General features: G+C 53.9%; 18 protein-coding genes and 1 tRNA gene. 6 read left to right on the plus strand and 13 right to left on the minus strand.

Translation table 11 applies throughout. From position 1 onward, the window contains the following. Both ACP5D4_RS08145 and hpsP read right to left on the minus strand, forming a co-directional pair. Positions 1 to 312 (minus strand): hypothetical protein, encoded by a 312-nt coding sequence (locus ACP5D4_RS08145; RefSeq protein ID WP_428011132.1) that lies wholly within the window; start codon positions 310 to 312, stop codon positions 1 to 3. A 19-nt stretch (positions 313 to 331) separates the two neighbouring features. Next, on the minus strand, positions 332 to 1525 hold the full coding sequence (gene hpsP / locus ACP5D4_RS08150; RefSeq protein ID WP_428011133.1) for a hormogonium polysaccharide biosynthesis glycosyltransferase HpsP: 1194 nt from the start codon (positions 1523 to 1525) through the stop codon (positions 332 to 334). A gap of 209 nt (positions 1526 to 1734) precedes the next feature. Between hpsP and ACP5D4_RS08155 the strand changes: the two genes are divergently transcribed. Continuing rightward, positions 1735 to 2847, plus strand: coding sequence for a metallophosphoesterase family protein (locus ACP5D4_RS08155; RefSeq protein WP_428011155.1), 1113 nt, complete (start codon positions 1735 to 1737; stop codon positions 2845 to 2847). Here the strand turns inward: ACP5D4_RS08155 and ACP5D4_RS08160 are convergent. Next, positions 2844 to 3806, minus strand: coding sequence for a putative 2-dehydropantoate 2-reductase (locus ACP5D4_RS08160; protein WP_428011134.1), 963 nt, complete (start codon positions 3804 to 3806; stop codon positions 2844 to 2846). The two genes, ACP5D4_RS08155 and ACP5D4_RS08160, sit on opposite strands and share 4 nt — an antisense overlap. Before the next feature lie 19 nt (positions 3807 to 3825). Then, positions 3826 to 4437, minus strand: a complete 612-nt coding sequence (locus ACP5D4_RS08165; RefSeq protein ID WP_428011135.1) for a hypothetical protein — start codon at positions 4435 to 4437, stop codon at positions 3826 to 3828. 331 nt (positions 4438 to 4768) lie between these two features. Here ACP5D4_RS08165 and ACP5D4_RS08170 point away from each other — a divergent pair, with 331 nt between their 5' ends. Further along, positions 4769 to 5356: a hypothetical protein gene (locus ACP5D4_RS08170; RefSeq protein ID WP_428011136.1), complete on the plus strand. Its 588-nt coding sequence runs from the start codon at positions 4769 to 4771 to the stop codon at positions 5354 to 5356. A gap of 402 nt (positions 5357 to 5758) precedes the next feature. Here the strand turns inward: ACP5D4_RS08170 and ACP5D4_RS08175 are convergent, their stop codons facing one another. Then, entirely contained in the window at positions 5759 to 6703 is a 945-nt protein-coding gene (locus tag ACP5D4_RS08175) for a spermidine synthase (protein ID WP_428011137.1), read from the minus strand. A 165-nt stretch (positions 6704 to 6868) separates the two neighbouring features. Next, positions 6869 to 8326 carry an Asp-tRNA(Asn)/Glu-tRNA(Gln) amidotransferase subunit GatA gene (gene gatA, locus ACP5D4_RS08180; protein WP_428011138.1) on the minus strand — a complete coding sequence of 486 codons (1458 nt, stop codon included), beginning with the start codon at positions 8324 to 8326 and terminating at the stop codon, positions 6869 to 6871. Between gatA and ACP5D4_RS08185 the strand changes: the two genes are divergently transcribed. Beyond that, positions 8325 to 8483 carry a hypothetical protein gene (locus ACP5D4_RS08185; RefSeq protein ID WP_428011139.1) on the plus strand — a complete coding sequence of 53 codons (159 nt, stop codon included), beginning with the start codon at positions 8325 to 8327 and terminating at the stop codon, positions 8481 to 8483. The two genes, gatA and ACP5D4_RS08185, sit on opposite strands and share 2 nt — an antisense overlap. Here the strand turns inward: ACP5D4_RS08185 and ACP5D4_RS08190 are convergent. From ACP5D4_RS08190 to ACP5D4_RS08205, 4 genes are all read right to left on the minus strand, one after another. Then, positions 8480 to 8935 (minus strand): response regulator, encoded by a 456-nt coding sequence (locus ACP5D4_RS08190; protein ID WP_428011140.1) that lies wholly within the window; start codon positions 8933 to 8935, stop codon positions 8480 to 8482. The genes ACP5D4_RS08185 and ACP5D4_RS08190 overlap by 4 nt on opposite strands. A gap of 65 nt (positions 8936 to 9000) precedes the next feature. Continuing rightward, positions 9001 to 14292, minus strand: a complete 5292-nt coding sequence (locus ACP5D4_RS08195) for a PAS domain S-box protein (protein ID WP_428011141.1) — start codon at positions 14290 to 14292, stop codon at positions 9001 to 9003. 230 nt (positions 14293 to 14522) lie between these two features. Continuing rightward, the gene (locus ACP5D4_RS08200; RefSeq protein ID WP_428011142.1) at positions 14523 to 16760 is read right to left on the minus strand and encodes a Na-K-Cl cotransporter; all 2238 of its coding nucleotides are present in this window, start codon (positions 16758 to 16760) and stop codon (positions 14523 to 14525) included. 42 nt (positions 16761 to 16802) lie between these two features. Then, positions 16803 to 17093, minus strand: a complete 291-nt coding sequence (locus tag ACP5D4_RS08205; RefSeq protein WP_428011143.1) for a hypothetical protein — start codon at positions 17091 to 17093, stop codon at positions 16803 to 16805. A 213-nt stretch (positions 17094 to 17306) separates the two neighbouring features. On the opposite strand from ACP5D4_RS08205, the gene ACP5D4_RS08210 reads away from it, so the two are divergent. Continuing rightward, a complete protein-coding gene (locus ACP5D4_RS08210) occupies positions 17307 to 17531 on the plus strand; it encodes a DUF2811 domain-containing protein (RefSeq protein WP_428011144.1) in 225 nt (74 codons plus the stop codon). 396 nt (positions 17532 to 17927) lie between these two features. On the opposite strand, the gene ACP5D4_RS08215 is transcribed toward ACP5D4_RS08210, so the two are convergent. Continuing rightward, positions 17928 to 18635: a response regulator gene (locus tag ACP5D4_RS08215; RefSeq protein WP_428011145.1), complete on the minus strand. Its 708-nt coding sequence runs from the start codon at positions 18633 to 18635 to the stop codon at positions 17928 to 17930. A 289-nt stretch (positions 18636 to 18924) separates the two neighbouring features. Here ACP5D4_RS08215 and ACP5D4_RS08220 point away from each other — a divergent pair, with 289 nt between their 5' ends. Further along, positions 18925 to 19278, plus strand: coding sequence for a hypothetical protein (locus ACP5D4_RS08220; RefSeq protein ID WP_428011146.1), 354 nt, complete (start codon positions 18925 to 18927; stop codon positions 19276 to 19278). A gap of 209 nt (positions 19279 to 19487) precedes the next feature. Continuing rightward, positions 19488 to 19559 (plus strand) — tRNA-Thr (locus ACP5D4_RS08225). A 96-nt stretch (positions 19560 to 19655) separates the two neighbouring features. On the opposite strand, the gene ACP5D4_RS08230 is transcribed toward ACP5D4_RS08225, so the two are convergent. Then, positions 19656 to 20402: a dienelactone hydrolase family protein gene (locus ACP5D4_RS08230; RefSeq protein ID WP_428011147.1), complete on the minus strand. Its 747-nt coding sequence runs from the start codon at positions 20400 to 20402 to the stop codon at positions 19656 to 19658. Between the two features lie 126 nt (positions 20403 to 20528). Then, positions 20529 to 22820 carry a transglutaminase TgpA family protein gene (locus ACP5D4_RS08235; RefSeq protein WP_428011148.1) on the minus strand — a complete coding sequence of 764 codons (2292 nt, stop codon included), beginning with the start codon at positions 22818 to 22820 and terminating at the stop codon, positions 20529 to 20531. Positions 22821 to 23127 lie beyond the last annotated feature (307 nt).

A 23127-nucleotide genomic window follows, 5' to 3' on the forward strand; every position in this document is an offset into this window, starting at 1 on the left:
TTAAGATTTAGGCCGTTTAAAATAACAAGCGGTCATCGACTCGTCTCGATCGCGATCGGGAGCGTACAAACAAGTCACCATTTCAAATCCTAATTCTCCCAAATCTCGAATATCTTGTACGAACCGTTCGGCGCCGGGGTCAGTTTCTTCTGTCGTCGAAACCGATCGATATTCCCATTTTATCGGTCTCGTGGGTTGAGGCGACGGCGAAAACTGTGCTGAAGCCGGCCGAACCCATTGCAAAGTCACCACCAAGGCTAACACCGCCAACGTCACCAGGTTTAACAGCAAGTTCCAATTCCAACGTTTCATCACTTAATATCCTCGAGTCCTATCGACCCTTAACTCTCAACACTCCAGAATACGCCTCGATCGCCTGTTTCGCGATCGCATCCCAACTGTAATATTGAGAAGCATAGCGGCGAGCGTTGTTCCCCCGTTTCTGGCATTCTTCGAGATCCGATAACGCTTGAGACAGACGATCGAACACCGAATCCACCGTACACAACGATACCCATCCCGATTTCGACCCTTGTACCGCTTCCCAAATCTGCACGCGATCGGAAATCGCAACGGGGGTTCCCACCGCCATCGCTTCCGCCACCGCAATTCCGAAATTCTCGTAATACGACGGAAGAACGAACAAATCCGCCCCATGTAATAACGCCGCTTTCACCTCGCCGCCAACGAATCCCGTCACGATCGAGCGATTTTTCAAGGAGGAAGAGGCGATTCGATCGACAATACTTTTCTCGAATTGCGGATCTTGCGGGTTGCTTCCCGCTAAGGCAAACTGAAAGTCAAACCCCGCCGCCACCAACCGTTCTAACGCCGGAATCAATAAATCCAATCCCTTTTTCGGTTCGATGCGGGACATAAACAACAGCAGCGGACGAGTGCGATCGATTCCCAACTCCTGCAAAATCTCATCAGCATTTTCAGGATTCTCTGGCGGCGTCACCCCCAACGGAATCACCCAATCGGTGGTTTGAACGCCAAACCGTTCAGAAATCCTCGCTTCCTCAGAACTCGTAAAGTGAATCGCCGCCGCCTTGGCCAAATTTTCCCGTTCCAACAACGCCGCGTACAGCTTTTTGAGTTGCTGCTTCTTCCGTAAATCCGCCGGATCGAGGGTTCCCAGGGGACGCAACACATAGGGAAGTCCTCGCTGTCTCGCCACCCACGCCGAGACACTACTCAAGGGGGAAAACAAAGCGTGAATATGGGCGATGTCGTACTCTTGCGCGTGAGTCCACAGCCACCGCAGCAAGTCCAACGAAAACTTATAACGACGAAACGGAGAACAGCGGAAATAACGAACCGTGTAACCATCTTGGGAAATAGGTTGATTTAAAGGAACCTCTAGCGGCGGTTGTCCCGCGTCACCGTTCGAGTCAGTAGTGATTACCGTGACGTCGGCCCCCTGACGGGCTAACGCTTGCGAAAAGCCGCGAACCATCTGACTCGGACCGCCATACACCAGGGAAATCGACGGAACGATCTGCAATATTTTTAGAGGTTTCATTGATAATTAATAATTGATAGTTGACAATTGACAATGGATAAGAGACAGAGACCGGATTTCTTGAAATTCCAGAATTCCTCTCAACGATAATCGAAAATTTTCCCCTCGCACAGATAGTATCGCCGTTAGCGACAGGGTTCTCGCTACACTGTGGAAGTGGACTCGTCCGGTCAAACCGCGACAAGCCGACGTCGAGATCGAACAAAGATATAATGCGGAATTTTAGATTTGCGATCGTCAGCGATCTACATATCGCCCTACCCGAGACGGTATGGGACAACCCCAGTCGCTTTCACCTCGTGGAAATTTCCATTCCTGTTTTAGAGACGATTTTCGAGCGACTGCGAGACGCAGACCTCGATTTTCTCCTGATTCCCGGCGATCTCACCCAACACGGCGAACCGGAAAACCACCGTTGGCTGGCGTCTCGACTGGCGAAACTCCCCTATCCCGCCTTCGTTATCCCCGGAAATCACGATGTTCCCGTTCCCGTGGCCGACGATCGATCGATCGGACTGGGGGATTTCACCCGTTACTATGGCGATTTCGGCTATGACGATATCGATCGCCTCTACTATACTCGCGAACTGTTACCGGGATTGCACCTCATCGGCTTGAACTCCAACCAATTCGACGCCGAGGGAAACCAACTCGGCGTTCTCGACGACAAACAGCTTCAGTGGTTAGACGGCGTTCTGAACCAACTGAAAGACGAAACGGTGTTGGTGATGGTTCACCACAACGCCATCGAACATCTTCCCGGTCAGTCTCAAAATCCCCTCGGACGCCGCTATATTCTCGACAACGCCCCGGTTTTACAAAAGATGTTGCGATCGCACAAGGTTCAACTGGTGTTTACAGGACATCTCCACGTCCAAGATGTGGCCTGTTCAAACGGACTGTACGACATCACCACGGGTTCGACGGTCACCTATCCCCATCCTTACCGAATTTTGGAATATTACACCGACCTTCACGGGAATTCCTGGCTTCAAATCGAATCGGGACGAGTCGAAGGCGTCGAAGGCTGGCACGATTTACCGAAAATTTCGCGGACTTGGATGGGGGATCGATCGCGTCCGTTTATGCTGCGGTTGTTGACCGACGAACCGTTAAATTTATCCCAAGAAGAAGCCGAACCTCTGGTGCCTAGCTTGCGTTATTTTTGGGCAAAAATTGCCGACGGAGACGCTCAATTCGATTTCTCTCACTTTCCACCCAAACCTCGGCGTTTTTTTGAGTCTTTTAGTGCCACCTTAGACGACGGAAGTTTGGCATTAATCGACAATCATGTTGCCTTAAAATTAGGAAGTTGCTATTAACAACTATCCCCCAAACCTTCTCGATGGGGATTGTAGCGATCGCAGATCTTCAACTGATGGTAAAGCAACTCAATTTTCGGCAAACTCGCCCCAGCCTCCGCCGCCATTCTCAGCGGATTTCCCACAATCGCCTCGACTTCCAACGGGCGGCCTCCATCGTAGTCGAGTTTCATACTGGTTAAATAGGGTTTCATCTTCTCCGTCGTCACCAACATATTGGAGACAAAAGCCTCGGGAATTTCGCGATCGCACGCCGCCGCCCCCCGAACCACTTCCGCCATCAAACTTTCCACAGCTTGGCGACTGTCCCCATCGAAAATCAAGCGATCGGTTTTCGCGTCCAACACCACCGACAACCCGTTAAACGGAATATTCCAAACCAGCTTTTTCCAACGGGCTAATAACAAATCCTCGTGTAATTGAATCTCAATTCCGGCGGTTTGAAAATCCCGTTCGATCGCCTCCAGTCGCGGCGTGATTCCCAACGGTTCGTACCCTGGCGTATAATCGGCCAGGGCGATCGGTCCGTAATCGAGATGGCGAACCCGACCGGGGCCGACTTTATTCGAACAAATAAAACACATTCCCCCAACCACGCGATCGCCGCCTACAATATCGGCCACCTCGTCTTCAATTCCCAACCCGTTTTGCAACACCAACACCACCCCGTCGTCCGCTAACACCGACGGTAACAGCTTCGGTAACAGGTGGTTTTGCGTAGTTTTGAGGGCGACGACGACCCCATCGCACTTTGGCATTTCCGCCACATCGCGATAGGCGTTAACGCGGGGAAGTCGGAAATCTCCCCCCACCGACTCGATGGTGAGTCCCTCGCGGCGAACCGTCTCGTAATCGCTTCTGAGGAGGAAACGGACATCAAACCCCGCCCGTTGCAAACAAGCCCCGTAAAATCCTCCGATAGCCCCCGTTCCTAAAATGGCGTAGCGTCGTTCGGCCATATTTCTTCAGTGAAACCCGTCAGTGTAAATCGTCTTGCCAAATGCCAATATAGACACGGGTTTCATTTTCCCATGCGATCGTGCCTTCGATCGAGGGTAGGGAAAACGAGAACGCTGACGTTTGTCCCGTCCAGACGCGATCGAAGCCATCGCGAATCGAGGCGTTTAACTGACAGCCCAACATACTATCGAGGGTCGAAAGCACTAAATTCCGATCCATCGATCGCGCGAAAGCCGCTTCCGTTTGACGCAAGCGATCGGAGGTATTATCAAACAGAAATCCCAAACTCACTTTTTCGGGAATTAAGTTGTAAACTAACGCTGTCGTATTCTCCCAATATCCCGGTTGGACTTGTGCCGGAGCGCCCACCATTTCTTCAATTTGCGATCGCGGCGTTCCCGGTTGAAACCCCGGAAATCCCAACCCCGTGGGTTCTGGCGTACAAGGAGACGGTTTCTCGGACAGTTCCGGTAGGGGCAAACTAATTTTAAACGAAGATAAATTCGCGAGGCGAAGTCCTGCAATAGCAGAGTTTGCCGAGCCGAAAAATAGCGTACAAATTAGCCAAAATCGTCCGATCCAAACCGCCAAATTACGACTTTTTATAGCGGCAAAAAGTAGATGTTCCATTGGCTTTGAATGGAAAAACCCCGACAATCCAAAAATTGATGTTCGGACAAAACCTATATTTTTATTGTATTTGATTTATTTTAAATAACAGGCTTAAAAAACATAAAATTTAGAGAAGTCTCCTGAAGCCTTACTTCAAGCGAAAGTCTCTCCAATTGACTCGAGTCCAGCCTTCGACGACCGCGCGATCGCTCGGGCTACCCTTAACCCCCTCGACGTTCGACATCGATCGACCTCAGAAAAACGACGATCGCCCCCTTCGTTGTGTTCCCCAAACCTGCTAAAATCATCTTGAATTGAACTAAAAATCAACCAACGCCGCCCCCCATCCGTGTCCAAAGGAATCGTCAGCTATCTCATCGTCGATAATCTCGAAAAGCCCCCAGGGTCGCGAGAAGGGGTTATCGTGCGGTTGTTTGGCCGTCGGGACAGTCCCAGAACCCGGGAAGCGGCGATCGATCTCGTCCGCCACCTGTGGGAAGAAGACCGTCTCCCCGCCGAACGCTTTGCCAACGGAATCACAGAGGAATCGATTATGGCAGTTTCCGAACCCACCCCCAACGCCGACTTACTCCCCGTCGAACGGGGCGCCCAAGAACTCTCTCACCTATTAAATTTGCAAGTCTCGCACCAACAAGCATGTCACGACGCCCGTCCGCTCGTGTCCGTCGTGCAGGCCGTCCTCGAAGACAAGCGCCCCCTCAGCCCAGAAGAACTCGAAATCGCAGGCGATCGCAAAACCGCCAAAACCCTACAAAAAGTCGCCTCCACCTGCGCCGAACTCACGCGATTTCGCGAGTCCATGAGTGGCGACGCCAAACTCGTCCTCGACATCATCCGCGCCGACGTCGAAGGAGAAGTTGAAGTCGTCTCTCCCAAAGATGTCACCAACGGCGCAGCCAAAGCGAAATCAAAGTAACACGAAAGAGTCCGGGAGCGTGGTAGCCCCGTGATTTTAATCCGGGGCGGAAACGCGACTCGTGCGGCTTTAGCCGCAGTGATATAATTGAATTACCTTCTCGATAACCCGAATGGAAGGGGCTTAACATCCCGTGAGGGCAGACTTGCATCACGCAGAAATGTCGGTAGCAAAGTGGTTCCATCGGCGAGAGATCAAAGGCGATCGCAAACAAGTAAAGGGAAGCCTTTGGGCAACCCATAGAGGCGTATTTGACTTCGCCTATGAGTCCGACAAGTCGGAAGTTCTGAAATCCCTCCGGGGAATCCCCGTCGCTTCAGCGCGGGGAGTAGTCAAGAGGAGAGTGCGTCTCGATCGCAGAAAGAGGCGCACCGACTCCCTCATCACCTCATCATCACCTCATCACTGCTTCACGACCCCTTTCCCAAAAAACCTCGGCGGATGGGCTTTCGTGTAGACTTCCGTTTCCCGAGTAATGGCCTCGCGGAGGTGACGGGGAAGATTGCTCATTCCCAAAAGCGTCGTTCCGTCAAACATCCGCAAACCGCCCGTTGTCTTCTCCGCCAGAACGCGATCGATCGCATCGGGGTCGGGGCGCGTCGAAAGTTCCTGAGTCGAAGCCAGCGCAAAGCCCCAAGGTGCCGCGTAGGTCGGAACGTAAGAACTGTAAGACTGCACGTGAGGAAACACCGCTTTCAGGGTATTGACGATGCGGGCGTGAAGTTGCAACTCCGCAGGCGCCACCGGCCCCGCCTGTACCACAAAATGACCCCGAGGCGACAACACGCCGCGAATCTGCTCGAAATACTCCTTCGTAAACAACTCGAACGACGGCCCTTCTTCAATCGGGTCGGACAAATCGGAAATCACCACGTCCCATTCGAGGGTCGTATCGTCGAGATACTTCAACGCATCGCCGATGACCAGTTCGCTACGGGGGTCGTCAAAGGCATTTTGGTGCATTTCCGGTAGATGTTGGCGACAGGCTTCTACCACGTCCCCGTCAATGTCCACCATCACCGCCCGTTCGACCGTTTTCCACCGCAACACTTCCCGCAACGTCGCCCCTTCGCCGCCGCCGAGAATCAAGACGTTGCGGGGTGCGCCGTGACCGATGCAAGCCGGATGGACGAGCGGTTCGTGGTACAGAAACTCGTCTCCCGTGCAAGATTGCCATTTTCCATCGAGAACCAGGGCTTTTCCGTAAGCCCCGGTTTCAACGATATACATTTCCTGAAATTGCGTTTTTTGGAACGTGAGTAAGCGCGTCGCCCCATGTAAGTAAACGTCCCAAGGCGTAATGTATTCAGAAATCCAAAGGTCAGCTTTAACTTCACTTCCCGCCATGTCCGGTGTCTTCCCCTCACAAGAGTCGCAAATTGAGCAGATCGATTTCGCAGATCGATAATACTACCACCAAAGGAAACTCCAACAACCCGAAAAAAATCGGGACGTTTTCTGCCGCGTTCCGACCGTCTCGAAAAATCCAGTTCTGAACCTATCAATTCAGGATTAAATCTTCGGATGGCGTTGAGTCCAGTCCGTAGCCTTTTCGTAAGCGTTGGCCACTTCCAGCAAGCGGGCTTCTTGCAAAATGTTACCGATGAGTTGAACGCCAATCGGCAATCCTTGACTGTCGAAACCGCACGGCATACTCACCGCTGGGAGTCCTGCCAAGTTCACCGGAATCGTCATCAAATCCGACAGATACATACTTAAGGGATCGTCAGTTTTTTCTCCGGCTTTAAACGCCGTGGTGGGTGCCGTGGGCGTCACCAAAACGTCCACTTGGGCGAAAGCTTTTTGGAAGTCCTGACAAATCAAGGTGCGAACTTTTTGCGCTTTTAAATAATAAGCGTCGTAATATCCGGCCGAGAGGGCGTAGGTGCCGATGACGATGCGGCGTTTCACCTCTGGACCGAAACCCCGGGCGCGGGTTTTCGAGTACATTTCTACCAGGTCTTCGGCGTCGTCTACGCGCATTCCGTATTTCACGCCGTCGTATCGCGCCAAGTTCGACGAGGCTTCTGAGGGGGCGAGGATGTAGTAGGTGGGCAAGCCGTAGCGGAAGGTGGGACAAGAGACGACTTGGACTTCTGCCCCCAACTCTTGCAGAGTTTCGACGGCAGATTTTACAGCAGTTTCAACTTCTGGGTCGAGACCTTTCCCGAAGGTTTCTTGAATGACGCCGACGCGAAGCCGTCCTTTCGATTTTAGGTTCGGTTGAATGAACTTGGAATAGCTGGGAACTTCGGTTTTGAGACTGGTGGAATCTTTGGGGTCGTATCCAGCGATCGCTTCGAGAAGCAACGCCGTATCGTCAACGGTGCGTCCGAAGGGGCCGATTTGGTCGAGAGAGGAGGCATACGCCACCAATCCATAACGAGAGACTAAGCCGTAAGTGGGTTTCAGACCGACGACGCCGCAGAAGGAGGCCGGTTGGCGAATCGATCCCCCCGTATCGGAACCGAGAGAGACCACGCATTCCCGGGCGGCGACAGCGGCGGCCGAACCGCCCGAGGAACCGCCCGGAACCCGCGTCGTATCCCAGGGGTTGGCGGTGTGACCGAAGGCAGAGTTTTCGGTGGAACTGCCCATAGCAAACTCGTCGAGGTTTGTTTTGCCGACGATGACGGCGCCTGCGGCGTGCAGTTTGTCGATGACGGTGGCGTTGTAGGGAGGTACGTAATTTTCGAGAATGCGCGAGGCGCAGGTGGTGGGAAGGCCGCGGGTGCAAAGATTGTCTTTGATGGCGATGGGAATGCCTTCGAGGAGTTCGATCGCTTCTCCGGCGGCCAGTTTGGCATCGACCCGCCGCGCCTGTTCTAGGGCTAGGTCGGCGGTGATGTGGAGAAAGCTGTGAAGTTGCGGTTCCAACGCTTCGATACGTTCTAGGGTTTCTGTCGCCAGTTCGACGGCAGAACGTTCTTTTTCCACCAATTGTTGGTGCAACTCACGGATGGATGCCATGCACGAACCTCTACTCGACTCTCAAGGGAAGGGTAAACCGAACAAATCCCCAGTTTACTATACCCGCGATCGCGCCGCGAGATCGACTTCCGACCGGGGAACCGTCACGCACCGCCTCCATCTCCCCCTCTCCCCTTCTCCCCTTCTCCCCCTCTAATTCGGGAGTGTGGCGGCATCGAGCCATAGGGATTCGATACAGGCGATCGCGTGGCAAAATTGTTGGAAGCTGGCAGGTTTTACCAAATAGCAGTTGGCGTGGTTTTCATAACAACGCAAAACTTCCAGCTCGTCGTCTGAGGTGGTTAAGACGATAGTGGGAACGACTTTTAAGTGGGGATCGCGTTTGATTTCCGATAAAACTTCTAACCCGGATTTTCGGGGAAGATTTAAGTCGAGCAGAATTAAGTGAGGGCGAGGACAGCCAGTGTAAATTCCCTCTTGCCTGACAAAGGCTAAGGCTTCGATACCGTCTTCGACGATATGGACGTGAGGGTGAATGCGACCGCGATCGAATGCCATTTCAATTAATCTTGCATCCCCGGGAGAGTCTTCGACGACTAACACGTGGATTGGGTTGTGCGACTCCGATTCAAGCTCTCGCTCTAACATTAACAAAAGATTTAAAAAAGATTCACGAAAACTTCACAAAAAATTCCAAAAACCATTCAAAAGCTTTATGACAATCGATCGGGTGGGGACGGATAAAAACCATCCTTCGTCGCACTTTCCCCTACGCGATTAGGGGTTACGGGGTTGCACCGCCAGGTAAAGAAAAATGCAGAACCTTCTCCCAAAGAGGACTCGAGCCATATTTCTCCCCCATGTCGTTCGACGATTTTTTTACAAATGGCGAGTCCGATTCCCGTGCCAGGATATTGACGTCGCGTGTGTAAGCGTTGAAAGACTTCAAACACGCGATCGAAGAATTTCGGCTCGATCCCGATACCGTTATCGCGCACACAAAATTCCCAGCTATCCGACAGTAATCTTACCGTAACGCGAATCTGTGGAGTGCGATCGCCGCGAAATTTGATGGCATTACCGATGAGATTTTGAAACAACTGTACCATCTGAGATTCATCAGCCCAGATCCTGGGGAGGTCGTCGCGTTCGATGTCAGCTTGGCTGTCGGCGATGGCGGCGTGTAAGTTAGATAAAACGCGATCGAAAACGAGGTTGCAATCTGTGAGGGCGAAGGCTTTGCCTCGAGTTCCCACCCGCGAGAAGGCCAGTAAATCGCGAACGAGCTGCTGCATTCGCCGGGCGCCGTCGATGATGAAATCGAGATATTCTAAGGCCTCTCCGTCGAGGCGATCGCGATATTCGGCTTCGAGGAGTTCGGCGAATCCCATCACCGCTCGCAGGGGTTCCTGTAAGTCGTGAGACGCAATATAGGCAAACTGTTCCAATTCCCGATTCGATCGCGCCAGTTCTCGGGCGTAGCGCACTTCGTTCTCGAGGAGTTGGCCTTGATACAGGGCAATACTCAAGCGATCGCCCACTTGTTGCAGCAACTCCCGATCCGCATGGCTCCAAGGGCGAAAGGGGGTGGGTTCGATGGCGGCCGTTCGGCGACATTGCTGGACGCAGAGGATACCCCAAACGGCTTCGGTGGCGGGGCGACAGTGAGGATCGGAGACGGCGAACACGGGAACGAACAGATTATTACAGCAACGACCGTCTTGCATCAGTGGGGTAAAGCCGTCTTCGGCCACTTCGATCGTTTGCCCTAACACCGAAGAAACGTTCCTTTGTCGGGATTCGTGAACCACCTCGAAACCTCCGTTTCCCACATGGCGATATACCGTCACGCGGTCGGCATCGAGCAACTGTTGCACTTCCGCCACTGTCGTCTCTAAAATTTCGTCGAGATCGAGGGACTGGCGAATACGTTCTTGCACTTGCGCCAGCAAGCGTTCTCGTTCCACTTGCGATCGAAACGCCGTTTCGGCCTGTTTGCGTTTGACCAGTTCCCCCTGTAACTGCTCGATCGCTTCAGCTAAATCCCGCGTTTGTTGTTCGACAACGATGCCAAGTTCGGCGTTGGTCTGCTTCAGGGCTTCCTCAGCTTGTTTGCGTTCGCTGATATCGATCGACACCCCCACCACTCCCACCAATTTCCCATCTTCGTTGAAAATGGGCGAAGTAGTGACGAGGGCCGGAAACTCTCGTCCGTTGCGGCGTTTGACCATAAACTCTCCCGACCAACTTTCCCCGCGATTCAACCGTTCCATCAATTCCTGTCCGCGATCGCGAGAGTCCGAAGTAGAGATGATGTCGTTGGGATTGCATCCCTTGACCTCTTCCAAAGACCATCCGTAAAGCCGCTCGGCGAAACGGTTCCAATAGACGATCGCCCCCGACAAATCCGTGGCGATGACAGCATGTTCTACCACATCCAACAGTCGCGCCTGAAAATGAAGTCTCGCTTGCGCCTGTCGCCGTTGCGCCACTTCCTCTTGTAAACGATGGTTGGCCGCTTGCAGTTGTGCCGTTCGCTGTGCCACTAACGCTTCGAGTTGCGTGCGATAGCCTTCCAATTCCGCTTCCGTGCGCTTGCGATCGGTCACGTCTTCGGCAACCCCCGCCGTTCGTACCACTTCCCCCCGTTCGTTGTAAATGGGAAAGGTGCGCGAGGCAATCCAGCGCAACTCGCCGTTCGGTCGGACGATACGATACTCACAGCGGCCGCACTGACCTTGTGACTCGAGAGCGAGGGACAGGCGAACGCGATCGAGATCCTCGGGATACACCGTATCCAGCCAGGATTGAGGCATTGCGTACAGCTCTTCGAGCGATCGCTGCCAGATACTTTCGTAGGCGGGACTGACATAGAGCAGTTCCCCGGTTTGCGGGGCAAACAACCAAAAGACATCTTGAATGTTCTCCGCCATCTGCCGGAATTTCGTTTCGCTGTCCCGCAGGGCTTCTTCGGCCTGTCGCCGTTCGGTGATGTCCCGCAACGAAACCACGTACACGGCCTCGCCGTCCCAGTGGGTTTCGGCGACGTTCATTTCTGCGATGCCCAAGTTGCCCCCCGGCCGAATCACGTGCAGTTCGCTGGCACTTCCGACAACGATGGGTTGTCCGAACTCCAAGCCGACGAGTCGGGAGAGGGGCCGGCCAAACAGTCGGGCAGCCGAGGGGTTGGCAAACTGCACGATACCTTGGCGATCGACGATGACGATGCTGTCGGAAGTACTGTTAATAATGGTTTGTAGGCGAGCTTCGCTGCGGCGAAGTTCCAATTGTGCCTGTTGGTGTTCGGTGATGTCGGTGGCAGTTCCTAGAATGGCTCGCGTTACGCCGCTGTCGTCGTGACTGTAGGCGACATTGCGGGAACGCAGCCAGCGATCGCCTCCGTCGCGATGTTGGATTTGAAAGGTCCATTCCAAAACTTCTCCTTCTTGGAGGTGCTGTAGGCGATCGCACAGGGGAGTTAAGGCAGGTAAATCTTCCCCCCGAACACAGTTTCGCAGAAGGTCGTATCCCCGTTCGAGAACGACTTCGGGAGCGTATCCCAGCACGGACAGACTTTGTTGGTTGACGTAGGTACAGCGTCGCCCTTCGAGATCGAAAATGTACAGCAGTTGGGGGGAAGCGTCGGCGATGCGTTCGACGAAACGTTTGCTTTCTTCGAGTTTTTCTTCGTACCGCTTGCGATCGGTAATATCGAGAACGGTTCCAAACAGGCGCATCGGTTCGCCATCGTCGGCGTAAATGGGATGGCCTTTGACGTAAATGTGGCGCAGGTTGCCGTCAGGACGCCACACTGAGATTTCCAAGTCGAAGGAACGGCGTTCGTGGAGTCCTCGGTGAATTTCAGCTCTCCAACGGTCGAGATGGGCCTCCTGAAACTGTTGAAGGTGTTCGTCTAACGTCGGTTCCCGATGTCGCTGGGGATCGAAGCCGAAAATCCGAAAGGTTTCTTCGGACCAAGACAGCTCGCGCGTGAGGAAGTCGTACTCCCAACTTCCCACGTGGGCGAGTTTTTGGGCTTCGGCCAGGCGGTTGCGCTCCCGTTCGAGGGCTTCGGTGGTGGCTTTGCGATCGCTGATGTCCCGGTAGGCACTCAGAAACCACTCGCGATCGTCGAACTGCATGACGGTGGTGGAGACTAGGAGCGTTTTACGGGTTCCGTCTTTGGCGCGAATTTGGGTTTCTCGGTTGCGAGACTGACCGTTTTGGACGACGAGATCGAGGTGGGCTTCGGCTTCTTGAAAAGCTTGGGGTTCGGGATAGAGCAGTTTTAAGAAGTTTTGGCAGCGATTGGCTTCTTCGAGGCTGTACCCGGTCATCTCCTGCATGGGCGGGTTGAAAATCACGAAGCTTCCCTGGCGATCGCTGAGGGTAATGCCTTCGTCCACAGTGTTGATGACGGCGATGAGACGTTCGGCCAGTTGTTCGATGGCGGCTTCGGCCTGTTTGCGATCGCTGATGTCAGTCGTTACGGACATCACGAAGCGCACGGAACCGTCTTCGTCGTATTCGGGAACCAGTCGGGATTGAAAAAATCGAACGCGATCGGGGGACGGCCAGGCAAATTCGATTTCCTGAGTCTGTTGGGTTTCAAATACTGTTTCGATCGACTGCTCCCATTGCGTTACGAGAGATTCGGGCATCTTCAGTTCCCGATTGGTTTTGCCGATAAAGGTTTCGACGGGCAGTCCGGTGAGCCGTTCGATGGTGGGACTGACGTAGACGTGACGCAGTTGGCGATCGAACCGGGAAATGACGTCGGGAAAGTTTTCGGCTAAGGTGCGAAATTCCCGTTCTCGTTCTTGGAGAGCGGCTTCGACTTGTTTGCGATCGTTGATGTCTTCAAAAACGCCGATGTACGAGGCGGGATTGCCCGCCGCGTCCCGTAATAAGGTCATGAAAATTTGCGCCCAAACCACGGTTCCGTCGCGGCGTAGAAATCGTTTTTCCAGGCTGTAGCGATCGATCTGACCTGCGTACAGTTGTCGGACCCATTGAAGATCCGCCGCAAGATCGTCAGGATGGGTTAACGCCTGCCAGGTGGTCTGTTGTAACTCGGCGGGAGCGTAACCCAGGAAATCCGCGAGTTTGCGATTGACAAAAATCCAGCGTCCTTCAAAATTCGTTTGTCCGATGCCGACCCCAGCACATTCTACGATCCCGCGAAATTTGGCTTCGCTCTCGAGCCGAGCCGCTTCCATCTGCTTGCGGTGGCGGATTTCTCGGGTGAGCGTGTTGTTGAGTCGTTGGAGTTGGGCGGTGCGGTGTCGAACTCGCCGTTCTAAATTCTGGTGTAAGGCGTCAATTTCCTGCTGAGCTTTTTGCTGTTCGGTAATGTCTCGACAAATATAGGAGAGGCGATCGCCCTCGAGTTGTTTGACCTGAACGATTAACCAGTGTTTGACGCCGCTGCGATCGAAAATGCTGCATCCGAGATGGCAGAGTTCGCCGTTTTTGGCCAAATCCTCGAAATCGAACAAATTTTTCGGCAGCAAACCCCCTACGGTTTTCATCGACATCACTTCCTCGGCGGTATATCCGAAAATTCGCGCCACGTTGGGACAAACCCACAGCAAGTTTCCCTCGTTGTCGGTGACGAGGACAGTTTCGGCCAAATCGCCGAAAATCGTTTCGTAGAGGTGGTTGCGATCGCGCGATCGCAGCAAGCGCAGGCTTTTTTCCAAACTCCCCAAATCCAGGCGATCGCGCAGCCAATAATCCCCCGCCCCCGCCTCTAACGCCGCCAGTCCCGCCTCTACCCTGTCCACGAGGGCGATCGCTTTCCGTTGCTGCAACGGAGACAGTTCCCCTAGACGGTCTTCTTTAACCAGATATATATCTGACGGGGTTGCGGTGGCCGGGTTTTCGCCGGGATGCCACACCAGCTCGTAACGGACGTGGGGGATCGATGGCAACAGACCGCGTAACGCCTCCGCCAACCCTCCATCGTCCTCGGACAACAACACGCTGTAAGCCCGATCCGTCATGGTATATCCAATATTTCACGACAGGCGATTCTCGTTCCGAGACGCTTCGCGAACGTGGGAAAACCCGCCCAACTTCGCCTTGCGTACCTTCCCTCATTATCATATTTTGGTATTTTTGTCAAAAAAACATCCGAGGGGCGGCGATTCTCGTTCCAAGACCCTTGGCAAAAGCACAGCATCGAACCCCTCTGTATCCTCTGTGTCTCAGCGGTGCAAAGACCCCAAAATCGCTACTCTTTCCCCTGCAACACTTCCTCAAAGGCAAAATCCGACGCCGCCAGCACAAAGAGCGTCGTCGGAAGTCCCGACGCCATCCCCTGCAAGCGGCTGTAATACTCGCTGAAATCTTGCCCTTCCCGAGGTTGAGCCATCCCCAAACAGACCAAATCCGCCGCCCGAGACGACTCCCGTAAAATCTCCGGAAACGGTCGTCCGTCGGAGACCAACACCTGAGACAGCGCCCCCATACGAAGTTGTTGCGCCAAATTCTCCAAATTAGCGCGAGCCGCCTGCGCCGCCGTTTCGTTGGGGACCACCAACTTCAGATAAATCGTCGCACCGCGCCATCGATCGCTCGTGCGGAGCAGATACGCCAACAACAGCATCAACCCACCGTTCGACTGCAACCCGCCCCACCACACATCAATACGGCGGCGGTTGCGGAACCCCAACTCCGGATTTTCCCGAAAAACGATCACGCTGCGGCGCGATCGATGCAACGTAGCGATCGACTTACAATAATCCCGCCGCAAATCTTCCCGTTCGCTATCCCCCAACAACACCGTATTCGGCACCAAAGGCCCCAAACCGTAAGCCTCCACCAACCGTTCCGCCCCCACAAACGGATCGGGAGCCGTCACAATGCGAACCAACGCTTGCACCCCCCGTTTCGCCACGTATTCCCGAATCTTGCTTTCGAGGGACGCTTGCTGCGCCAAATCCCGAGAACCACTCGGTAAAACACTCGCCACCGTAATCAAACCTCGGTTGTGAGTAAACGCAGCCGCCAACTCGATGAGCGGCCAGCGGCGCATCGGCGCCCCCGAAAGCACCAAAATATTCGGCCGCCAGTTTTTCGTATCCGGCGTATCCCCCAAATTGAGAATCGCCAACCGCGCCAGTTCCACCCACAAGCCCCGGCGCACGTCCCCCCAAGCCGATTGCAGTTCCCGCCGTTCCAGCCAAACATAAATCCCCGCCACCAAAATCGCCGCCACCACAGCGGCCACAGCATTGATGAGAACCATCACGGACAAACAGCCCAGAGCGCCCACCAGAGACAAAAACCAAGGCACCCGAAACGTCGGACGGAACGAGGGACTTTGCAAAAATCCTTCCACCGCCGCCGCCACGTTCAAAACCATGTACGTCGAGAGGAAAAACATGGTCAACACCGGGGCGATGAGATTCAAATCCCCCACGCAAACCGCCGCCACCGCCACACCCAACGTGACGAAGGTACCGTAGCGCGGCTCGTCGTCGGGGCCGTGGCCCTGTCCCAACCAGCGGAGCGATCGCGGCAAAACCCCATCTCGCGCCAGCGCTTGCAACACCCGAGGCGCTCCCAGGATACTACCCAACGCACTCGAAAGAGTCGCTCCCCAAACCCCCAATAAAATCGCATCGCCCCAAAGGGCGATATCGCGCATGACCAGGGGGTTTTCCGTCAGCGCCGTAAAATCGGCGCGGGTGGCTAAAAAGACCGGCAGCACCATATAAATCAAGTAGCCGACGCCAATAGCCGAAAGCGTACCGATGGGAATCGATTTCGAGGGATCGCGCAAGTCCCCAGACATATTCACACCGGACATAATCCCCGTTACGGCGGGGAAGAACACTGCAAACACCACCCAGAACGGCTCGCCGACGCGCCCGGAAACGTTCCACGCACCGATATCGCTTTCGGCGGTGATGGGATGGCCGAAGGCAAAGGACAGCAGCGACAGGACGATGGCTGCCATGATGAAGTATTGAGCGCGGATGGCCAGGTTCGCCGATTTAACGGCAAGGGCGGCCACGGCGATGGTGGTGATGAGGGCGACGAGGGTTTGGGTGTTGCTGAGGGCGGGAAAGCTGTTGCTGAGACTTTCGGCAAAACCCAAGGTGTAGAGCGCCACCGAGAGGGCTTGGGCGAAGTAGAGGGGAATGCCCACCGCGCCACCGGTTTCGATGCCCAGGGAGCGACTGATCATGTAGTAGGCACCGCCGACACGCACCACGCGATCGGTGGCGATCGCCGAAATCGACAAGCCGGTTAAAAACGTAATAGAGGTGGAAAGGGTGACGATGGCCAGACTTCCGCCCCAACCGACGTTGGCCACCACCCAGCCAAACCGCAGATACATAATGACCCCCAAAATCGTGAGGATTGAGGGGGTGAAGACGCCGCCGAAGGTACCTAGACCGCTGGGGGACTCTGAAGGATTGGGATCGGGCTGTGGCGGACGACGCCAGGGAAAGCGAACCATAAACGATCGGTGTTGGCTGCATCTGTCATATTACGGCAATTTTCAAGTTTTGCAGCCCTTTGCAATTCTTATCATTCCTGGGGATTTTCCCCACAGATTCCACAGACTTTCCACAGGTTCTTCTCCTGTTTTCCACAGCTTGGAGCAAGTTTTCCACAGGCGACGACGATAGACCGGGACTCGGTGGAATTGTTGGGGATTTCTCCGCCGCTCTCCTTCCGCTCTCAGATTCGGCGTTTTTTTGTAAAGCAATGTAACAAAAACAGCCTTGAAACCCGCATTATTTCGTAAATCCAAAGGCTTGGTTGCGGCGTTTTTAATATTTTGCAACATTGACAACCCCACCCCTTCTCAGATCACAATAATGCGACGGGTCATAAAACCAGACCCTTTTACAGCGACCCCTCACCAGCGCGATCGATCGGCAGTTATCAAGTCGCTCGTTTTCAGCGATCGGAGTGTTAAATCGGTTCTTTCGACCGTCCCTTCACTGCTCGCGGTTTCCTGTTCGCGGTTCCCTGTAATCCCCCAGCTTAGGAGGCAGCTATGAATACAAGCGTCAGCATACTGGCAGAAATTCCCGAAGACTTACATCAATCGCTCAAGAGTTACCTGGACAGCCATCCCGACTGGGATCAAGATCGGGTATTTTCCGCCGCGCTGTCTCTGTTTCTCCTGCAAAATGGAGATAGCAGTACTCCTGAAGCGTCTCAAAATTACCGCCGTGCCGCACGGGTTTATTTGGAAACTTTATTCCAAAGTTCTGTTTGAGATGGAATAGGGTTTTCGGGGTAAATTCGCTATTTTCCGGTTGGATTTAGCCAATTTACCTCGATAAAATCTTGGATTAAATAACCCTTGAAAGCGGCAGTTTGTTTCGATATTATTTTCGGTTTTTGAGTACCTTTGGGTACATCTTCAACTCAAAAATCCCCCCAAAATCGACATCCTGATGATGTCGATTTTGGGGTTAAAAGTTACCAACAACAGGGCGATAGAAGCCGACCGAAAAATGCCGGAAGCCTTGAAATTAACCGGGTTTCTTCCCCTCGTTCTTTCCCCTCAAAAATACCCAAAAATCAATCGAAAACAGGATAGGGACGTTGCAGACAACGTCCCTATCAAAGGTTCGACGAGAGGCGAACTCCCCTCAAATAAACTCTCAAATCAACTGGCCGAGGACGAAGGCGCCTCGAATTTATAGCCCACACCGCGCACCGTTTGAATCATAGAAGGTTTGTTGGAGTTTCCTTCGATTTTGCGGCGAATTTGGCCGATATGAACGTCTACAACCCGTTGGTCGCCCACATAATCGTAATCCCACACTTCTTGTAACAACTCCGAGCGACGCCACACGCGACCGGGATGGCTGGCCAGGAAATGGAGTAAATCGAATTCCAACGCCGTTAGCGGAACAGGTTCGTTATTGAGGGTGACTTCCCGACTTCCCGGGTCGATGAGTAAGTCACCGAGGACGATTCCCTGTTGTTGAGCGGGGGTGATAGTTCGCTGTCGTTTCAACACGGCGGCGACGCGGGCGCCTAATTCCGCGAGACTGAAAGGTTTTGTAAGATAGTCGTCCGCTCCCTTTTCAAACCCTCTGACTACATCTTCTTCGTCGTTCCGACTCGTGAGCATCATGATAAATACCCCCGTGCGACCCTGCATTTCTTGACAGAGTTGATACCCGGTCGTGTCGGGTAAGTTTACATCTAAGATTACTAAGTTCGGGTTGAGTTGCTCGAATAGAGCGAGGGCTGTTTTACCATCCTCGGCCGATTCGACGACGTAGTCATCTTGCTTGCTTAAGAAGCGGTGGATTAAATTCCGAACTGCGATGTCGTCATCGACGACCAGAATTTTGGCAGGGGCCATGACCACACTTTCGTTCTAAAATTTAGGTGAAATTGAGTGCGCGAGACGCTCGGGAAACTGGGTCGATGGAGCGAGCGAGACTGCCGAAGGCGGTCGGAATAGCCCACTCGAGTCTATTATCGGACGAAATTTCGCTTGCCGCACAACTCACCTGAAACCGCTATCGCTCTCCTCCGCCCGGACGGTTCGATCGCCATCGATCGACACATCAATTCAGAGACAGGAGCCTAGCGAGCGACCCAATCGTAGGTAACATGATATAGCACATCGTTCCAGAGGCGATCGCGCTATGTCTAGTTCCCAACTGACTCTGAACTTCACCGAAGGGTCTGTGTCCTTTAACTTCACACCGGAAGCGGCTCGCGAGTTGAAAGTCACTCTCGTGCAGCTTGCGGAACGGTTAAAAGCCGTCGCCGCTCGTCCGGCTGGAGGTTCCCAACGCCCGACACCGCAAAAACCGATCGAGTATCAGTATACCGGTGAGGTTTTCCTCGAGGTGTTTTGCAATCCCAATATCTGGCCGACGCCGTTTTCGGCCAAAATTTTGTTAACTTTGCGCGACGAACGCCTCCGAGTGAGTACCGAGGTCGAACTGACGCGCACCCTCGAAGATGTCGATCGATATCTCGAACAGGTGGGGTAGTTCCCCGGCTCGGGCGCAAAACCGCTCCAAAATTTCCCAACTCGCACGCATGAATGACTTGAGTTGGGAAAACGGCCGAACGTCTCGACGCTGCGGGTAGAACGCACTCCAATTGTACTCGATTCAGTTCGCCGTGCCATGCACTCAGGGCGATTTGGGTTCCCCAAGACGATCGCATCTGAGTCGAAGTTTGTTATATTAAATAACGTGCTGGTGTAGCTCAGTGGTAGAGCAGCTGATTTGTAATCAGCCGGTCGCAAGTTCAAATCTTGTCACCAGCTTTTTGTTGAGCTTTTTACCGTCACTTGAGGCTCGGCGTTTGAAACTCGGCGTTCAAAAGTCAAGCGCCTCCGGGGACGCTGGCTCAGCGCGATCGCCTATCCTTTTAAGTGGGTGTGATAGAGCTGCAACACCTCCTCCCACGCCTGACTCGCGGCCTCTTCGTTATAGCTGTCTCGCCGATTACAGAAAAAGCCGTGAGTCGCCCCCTCGTATCGGAAAATTTGGTGGGAAACCCCCTCTTCGGTTAACGCCGCTTCAATGCGATCGACCTCCTCAAGGGGAATTAACGGATCTTCAGTGCCGAAAAAGGCGTACACCGTCCCCGAAATCTCCTTCGTCCGATCGATCGTGGCGCCGTTCTCTTCCCCCGGACACATCGTCGCAATTCCCGCCCCATAAAACGACGCCACCGCCTCGAAATCCTCCAGCGTCGCCGTCAAATAGGCCACGTGACCCCCAAAGCAAAACCCAATATTACCGAATTTATCAGTGGTGTTCGACAAACCCTTGAGATAGTCCAAAGACGCTTGAGTATCGCTCAACAACTCCGACGCCTTCGTTTGCACCTTATACTCCCGTCCTTTTTTCAAATCCTCCTCGCCGTAGCCCACTTCAAACCCCGGTTCAAAGCGTTGGTACAACGCCGGCGCCAACACCACATATCCCTCTCTGGCAATGCGTTCCGTTACGTCGCGAATATGGGCGTTGACGCCGAAGACTTCCTGAAATACCACAATCCCGGGAAAGGTTCCGTCTCCTTTCGGTTGCGCCAAATAGGCATCGATTTCTAACTCCCCGTTAGCCACTTTGACCCACTGGGTTTCGATTTCAAACGCTGCCACGATCGATTCCTCAACTCTCTACAGGGCGATTTTGTCGCGATCGAGTCATGCCGTCAAGACGGAGTTTCCGGAGATGGTGCGATCGCTGCGATCGCAGAGGAACTGTTCCCCGTTCCCTGTTCCCTATCAATTATCAGTTGTTTTTTTCCGTTTCGGACGCCATGTTTGATGAGTTTTCCAGCGTTGGCGTAGGGATTTTACGTCGGCGACTTCTCCGCCGTAACGCCAGCGAACGTAAGCGTTAACGATGGCGTCGATGGTATCGGCGAGGTCGAGGGGAGCGCGATCGCGCACGACACCGACAAACTCTATCGGGGTTTGGGCGGGATGTTTGCCAAGTCCGCGATCGTTGAGGGTTCGCAACATTTGCCGATACAACCGCTCGATTTCGGGAAGTTTGGAAAGGCGGCGGCGGTAAGTCCATTCGCGCCATCCTTGCCAACTCAACCATCCCAGGAAGCCAAAACAGGCGAAGAGGAGCAACCCCGAGAGAATGCCGAACCAGCCTTTGAGGAACAGCCGCAACACCCATTCGATGGCCTTTCCAATGAGTTGGAACAGGCCGCCGATAAATCCAGTGACGGGAGAGGGTAACCAGCCGGCCACCCAATCCCAAAACTGACGCAATACGCCGAAGGCTTGGTATTCAGAGACCGAGGGAGGGACGACATCGTGGCCGGGGATGGGGTCGAAAGCGAACCAACCGTACCGGGGAAAGTAGACTTCCGTCAGGGCGAAGGCGTGGGTGTTTTTGACTTCGTAGAGTCCGGTAAAGGGGTTGAACTCTCCGGGGGCGAATCCTGTGGTTAAACGGGCGGGAATGCCGATCGATCTCAAGAGGACGGTTAAGACGGTGGAGAAGTGGTCGGGATAGCCCCCAGGGGAACAGAGTTCGGGATCTACGGCGGTTTCGCAGCGAAATAGGAAGTTCGTTACTAGGTCTTCTCCTTCTTCGAGGTAGGGCAATCCGAAGGGATTTTGCGGGATGCGGTAGTTTTGTTTGAGGTATTGGGCGAGATAGAGGGATTTTTCGTAGGGGTTGGTGAGGGGGTTGGGGGCGTCGGCGAGGATGTTTTCGGTAAACGCCTGCAGTCGATCGCGCAGGTCGTCGGGTACTTGGAAATAGTTGGCTTCAATACGTTCGGGATAGTCGGTGGGGGCTTGTCCGAGGAGGGTTCGATCGCGTTGGGAGACTTGGGAAATGACGGTATAGGTCAAGCCGTCGGCGAGGAACACCGGCGATCGAAGCGATCCTTCGGGTCCCACGGCAATTTCTTCGGTGGGAAAGTAGATAAATTGCGGTTGGTCGAGGGCGGGAATCAAACCGGGTAAGTCGGAGACGATACTGTAGGTTTGGATGACTTCTTGGGTGTTACGGCGAACTTCGATAAACGGCAAGGTAAATCGAAACGTCCAGGGGGAACGCTCGACTTGGCGAACGTCGTCGTTGCGGGAAATGCGCCATCCCTGGCCGGTGTATTCGTCGAAGGCGGTGACGCGCCAGAATCCGGGGGCTTGCGATCGAACTCGCATGACCACTTTCGGCGTCATGGTGCCTCGAAGGTTTTGGTTGATGCGGTTGCTAAAGCCGTAATAATAAGTATCGTCCAGTTCGCCGGCCCCTTCGGTGGCGTTGCCCATGCCGTCGGTGTCGGCGTCTTCGCTTCCCACACCGCCGTCGGGAGTGACGATGTTCCGTCCCTCGAACCGCCCTTGAAAGTCAATGGTGGCACTGACGGGAAAGCTGCGAAGTTGGTAGCCGGGGACCCGGGGCATGAGGGCGAACAGGATTAGGCCTAACCCCAATACCGCCGCGATCGAAATCAGGCTGGCTTTCCAGGGAAAAGATTGACCGAAACCCTTTTTGGATTGTCGAGGAGAGCGTTTTTCGCCTTGACGGGTCAGCCCCAGGCGCGATCGATAGTCGAAAATCAGGGCGGGTACGGCAAAGGACAGAAATAGAATTAAAAACGGCCCGAAGGCCATGGTTTGGCTGATGGTTCCGGCAACCCCCAGTAAAATCAAGCCGATCACCATCGAATAGCCCAAGTCTTTACGTCGGGGCAGGTCGAAGCTGTGTAAAACTTGAACTTGAATGAGGAGTTCCGCTAAGATCAGACGAGTATCGTTGAGCGTTGTGACGAGATTGCTCAAAAACGCCACTAATGCCACGAGCAAGGCAATGGCGAGGATAAATTTGCTTAATGTATTGCGGTGGCGCCGTCTATACCAACTCCAGGTTGCCCCTAAGAGACTCAACGGTATTGCCCACAGGCTCATTTGGGTGTCTGCGGCGACATCGGTGGCGACGATGCCCACGATGACCATCCCTTGAACGAGAACTCGCAGGGCGATGGAGTCTTCGGGAACTGGACGGGGGATCGATCGTAGATGCTCCCACAGGGGCCGTAACCGCACGATGTCAGTGACTCTCCAACTCCGAGATTCAGACATTTCAACTATCCTAGAGATATGCAGGCGACAGGGGGTCTCCTTTTCACTGTGACATATTTTTCAGTCAGCGAGTTCACGGGAGCGCCGAGAGCGCTGACCCACCTCAAGGGTACGACCACCGAGGCCCTTTACCCTACAGCCTTGAATTGCCATTCTTTGGGCAGTTAATATCCGCAAAAATACGCAGACAAAAACTAGAAAACACCTAAGAATTACGTAATTTCACTTCAAAAAATCGTTGAAATCTCGGAAAAAAAAGACCCGATCGAAA

Source organism: Baaleninema sp., from assembly GCF_049974805.1.
Taxonomy (GTDB): Bacteria; Cyanobacteriota; Cyanobacteriia; order Cyanobacteriales; family Geitlerinemataceae; genus Baaleninema.

Bases quoted from the DNA above. Each gene is read 5' to 3' on its own strand.
- ACP5D4_RS08145 (WP_428011132.1), bottom strand. From the start codon at position 312: ATGAAACGTTGGAATTGGAACTTGCTGTTAAACCTGGTGACGTTGGCG.
- hpsP (WP_428011133.1), bottom strand. From the start codon at position 1,525: ATGAAACCTCTAAAAATATTGCAGATCGTTCCGTCGATTTCCCTGGTG.
- ACP5D4_RS08160 (WP_428011134.1), bottom strand. From the start codon at position 3,806: ATGGCCGAACGACGCTACGCCATTTTAGGAACGGGGGCTATCGGAGGA.
- ACP5D4_RS08165 (WP_428011135.1), bottom strand. From the start codon at position 4,437: ATGGAACATCTACTTTTTGCCGCTATAAAAAGTCGTAATTTGGCGGTT.
- ACP5D4_RS08175 (WP_428011137.1), bottom strand. From the start codon at position 6,703: ATGGCGGGAAGTGAAGTTAAAGCTGACCTTTGGATTTCTGAATACATT.
- ACP5D4_RS08185 (WP_428011139.1), top strand. From the start codon at position 8,325: ATGCACGAACCTCTACTCGACTCTCAAGGGAAGGGTAAACCGAACAAA.
- gatA (WP_428011138.1), bottom strand. From the start codon at position 8,326: ATGGCATCCATCCGTGAGTTGCACCAACAATTGGTGGAAAAAGAACGT.
- ACP5D4_RS08190 (WP_428011140.1), bottom strand. From the start codon at position 8,935: ATGTTAGAGCGAGAGCTTGAATCGGAGTCGCACAACCCAATCCACGTG.
- ACP5D4_RS08195 (WP_428011141.1), bottom strand. From the start codon at position 14,292: ATGACGGATCGGGCTTACAGCGTGTTGTTGTCCGAGGACGATGGAGGG.
- ACP5D4_RS08200 (WP_428011142.1), bottom strand. From the start codon at position 16,760: ATGGTTCGCTTTCCCTGGCGTCGTCCGCCACAGCCCGATCCCAATCCT.
- ACP5D4_RS08205 (WP_428011143.1), bottom strand. From the start codon at position 17,093: ATGTTGCAAAATATTAAAAACGCCGCAACCAAGCCTTTGGATTTACGA.
- ACP5D4_RS08210 (WP_428011144.1), top strand. From the start codon at position 17,307: ATGAATACAAGCGTCAGCATACTGGCAGAAATTCCCGAAGACTTACAT.
- ACP5D4_RS08215 (WP_428011145.1), bottom strand. From the start codon at position 18,635: ATGGCCCCTGCCAAAATTCTGGTCGTCGATGACGACATCGCAGTTCGG.
- ACP5D4_RS08220 (WP_428011146.1), top strand. From the start codon at position 18,925: ATGTCTAGTTCCCAACTGACTCTGAACTTCACCGAAGGGTCTGTGTCC.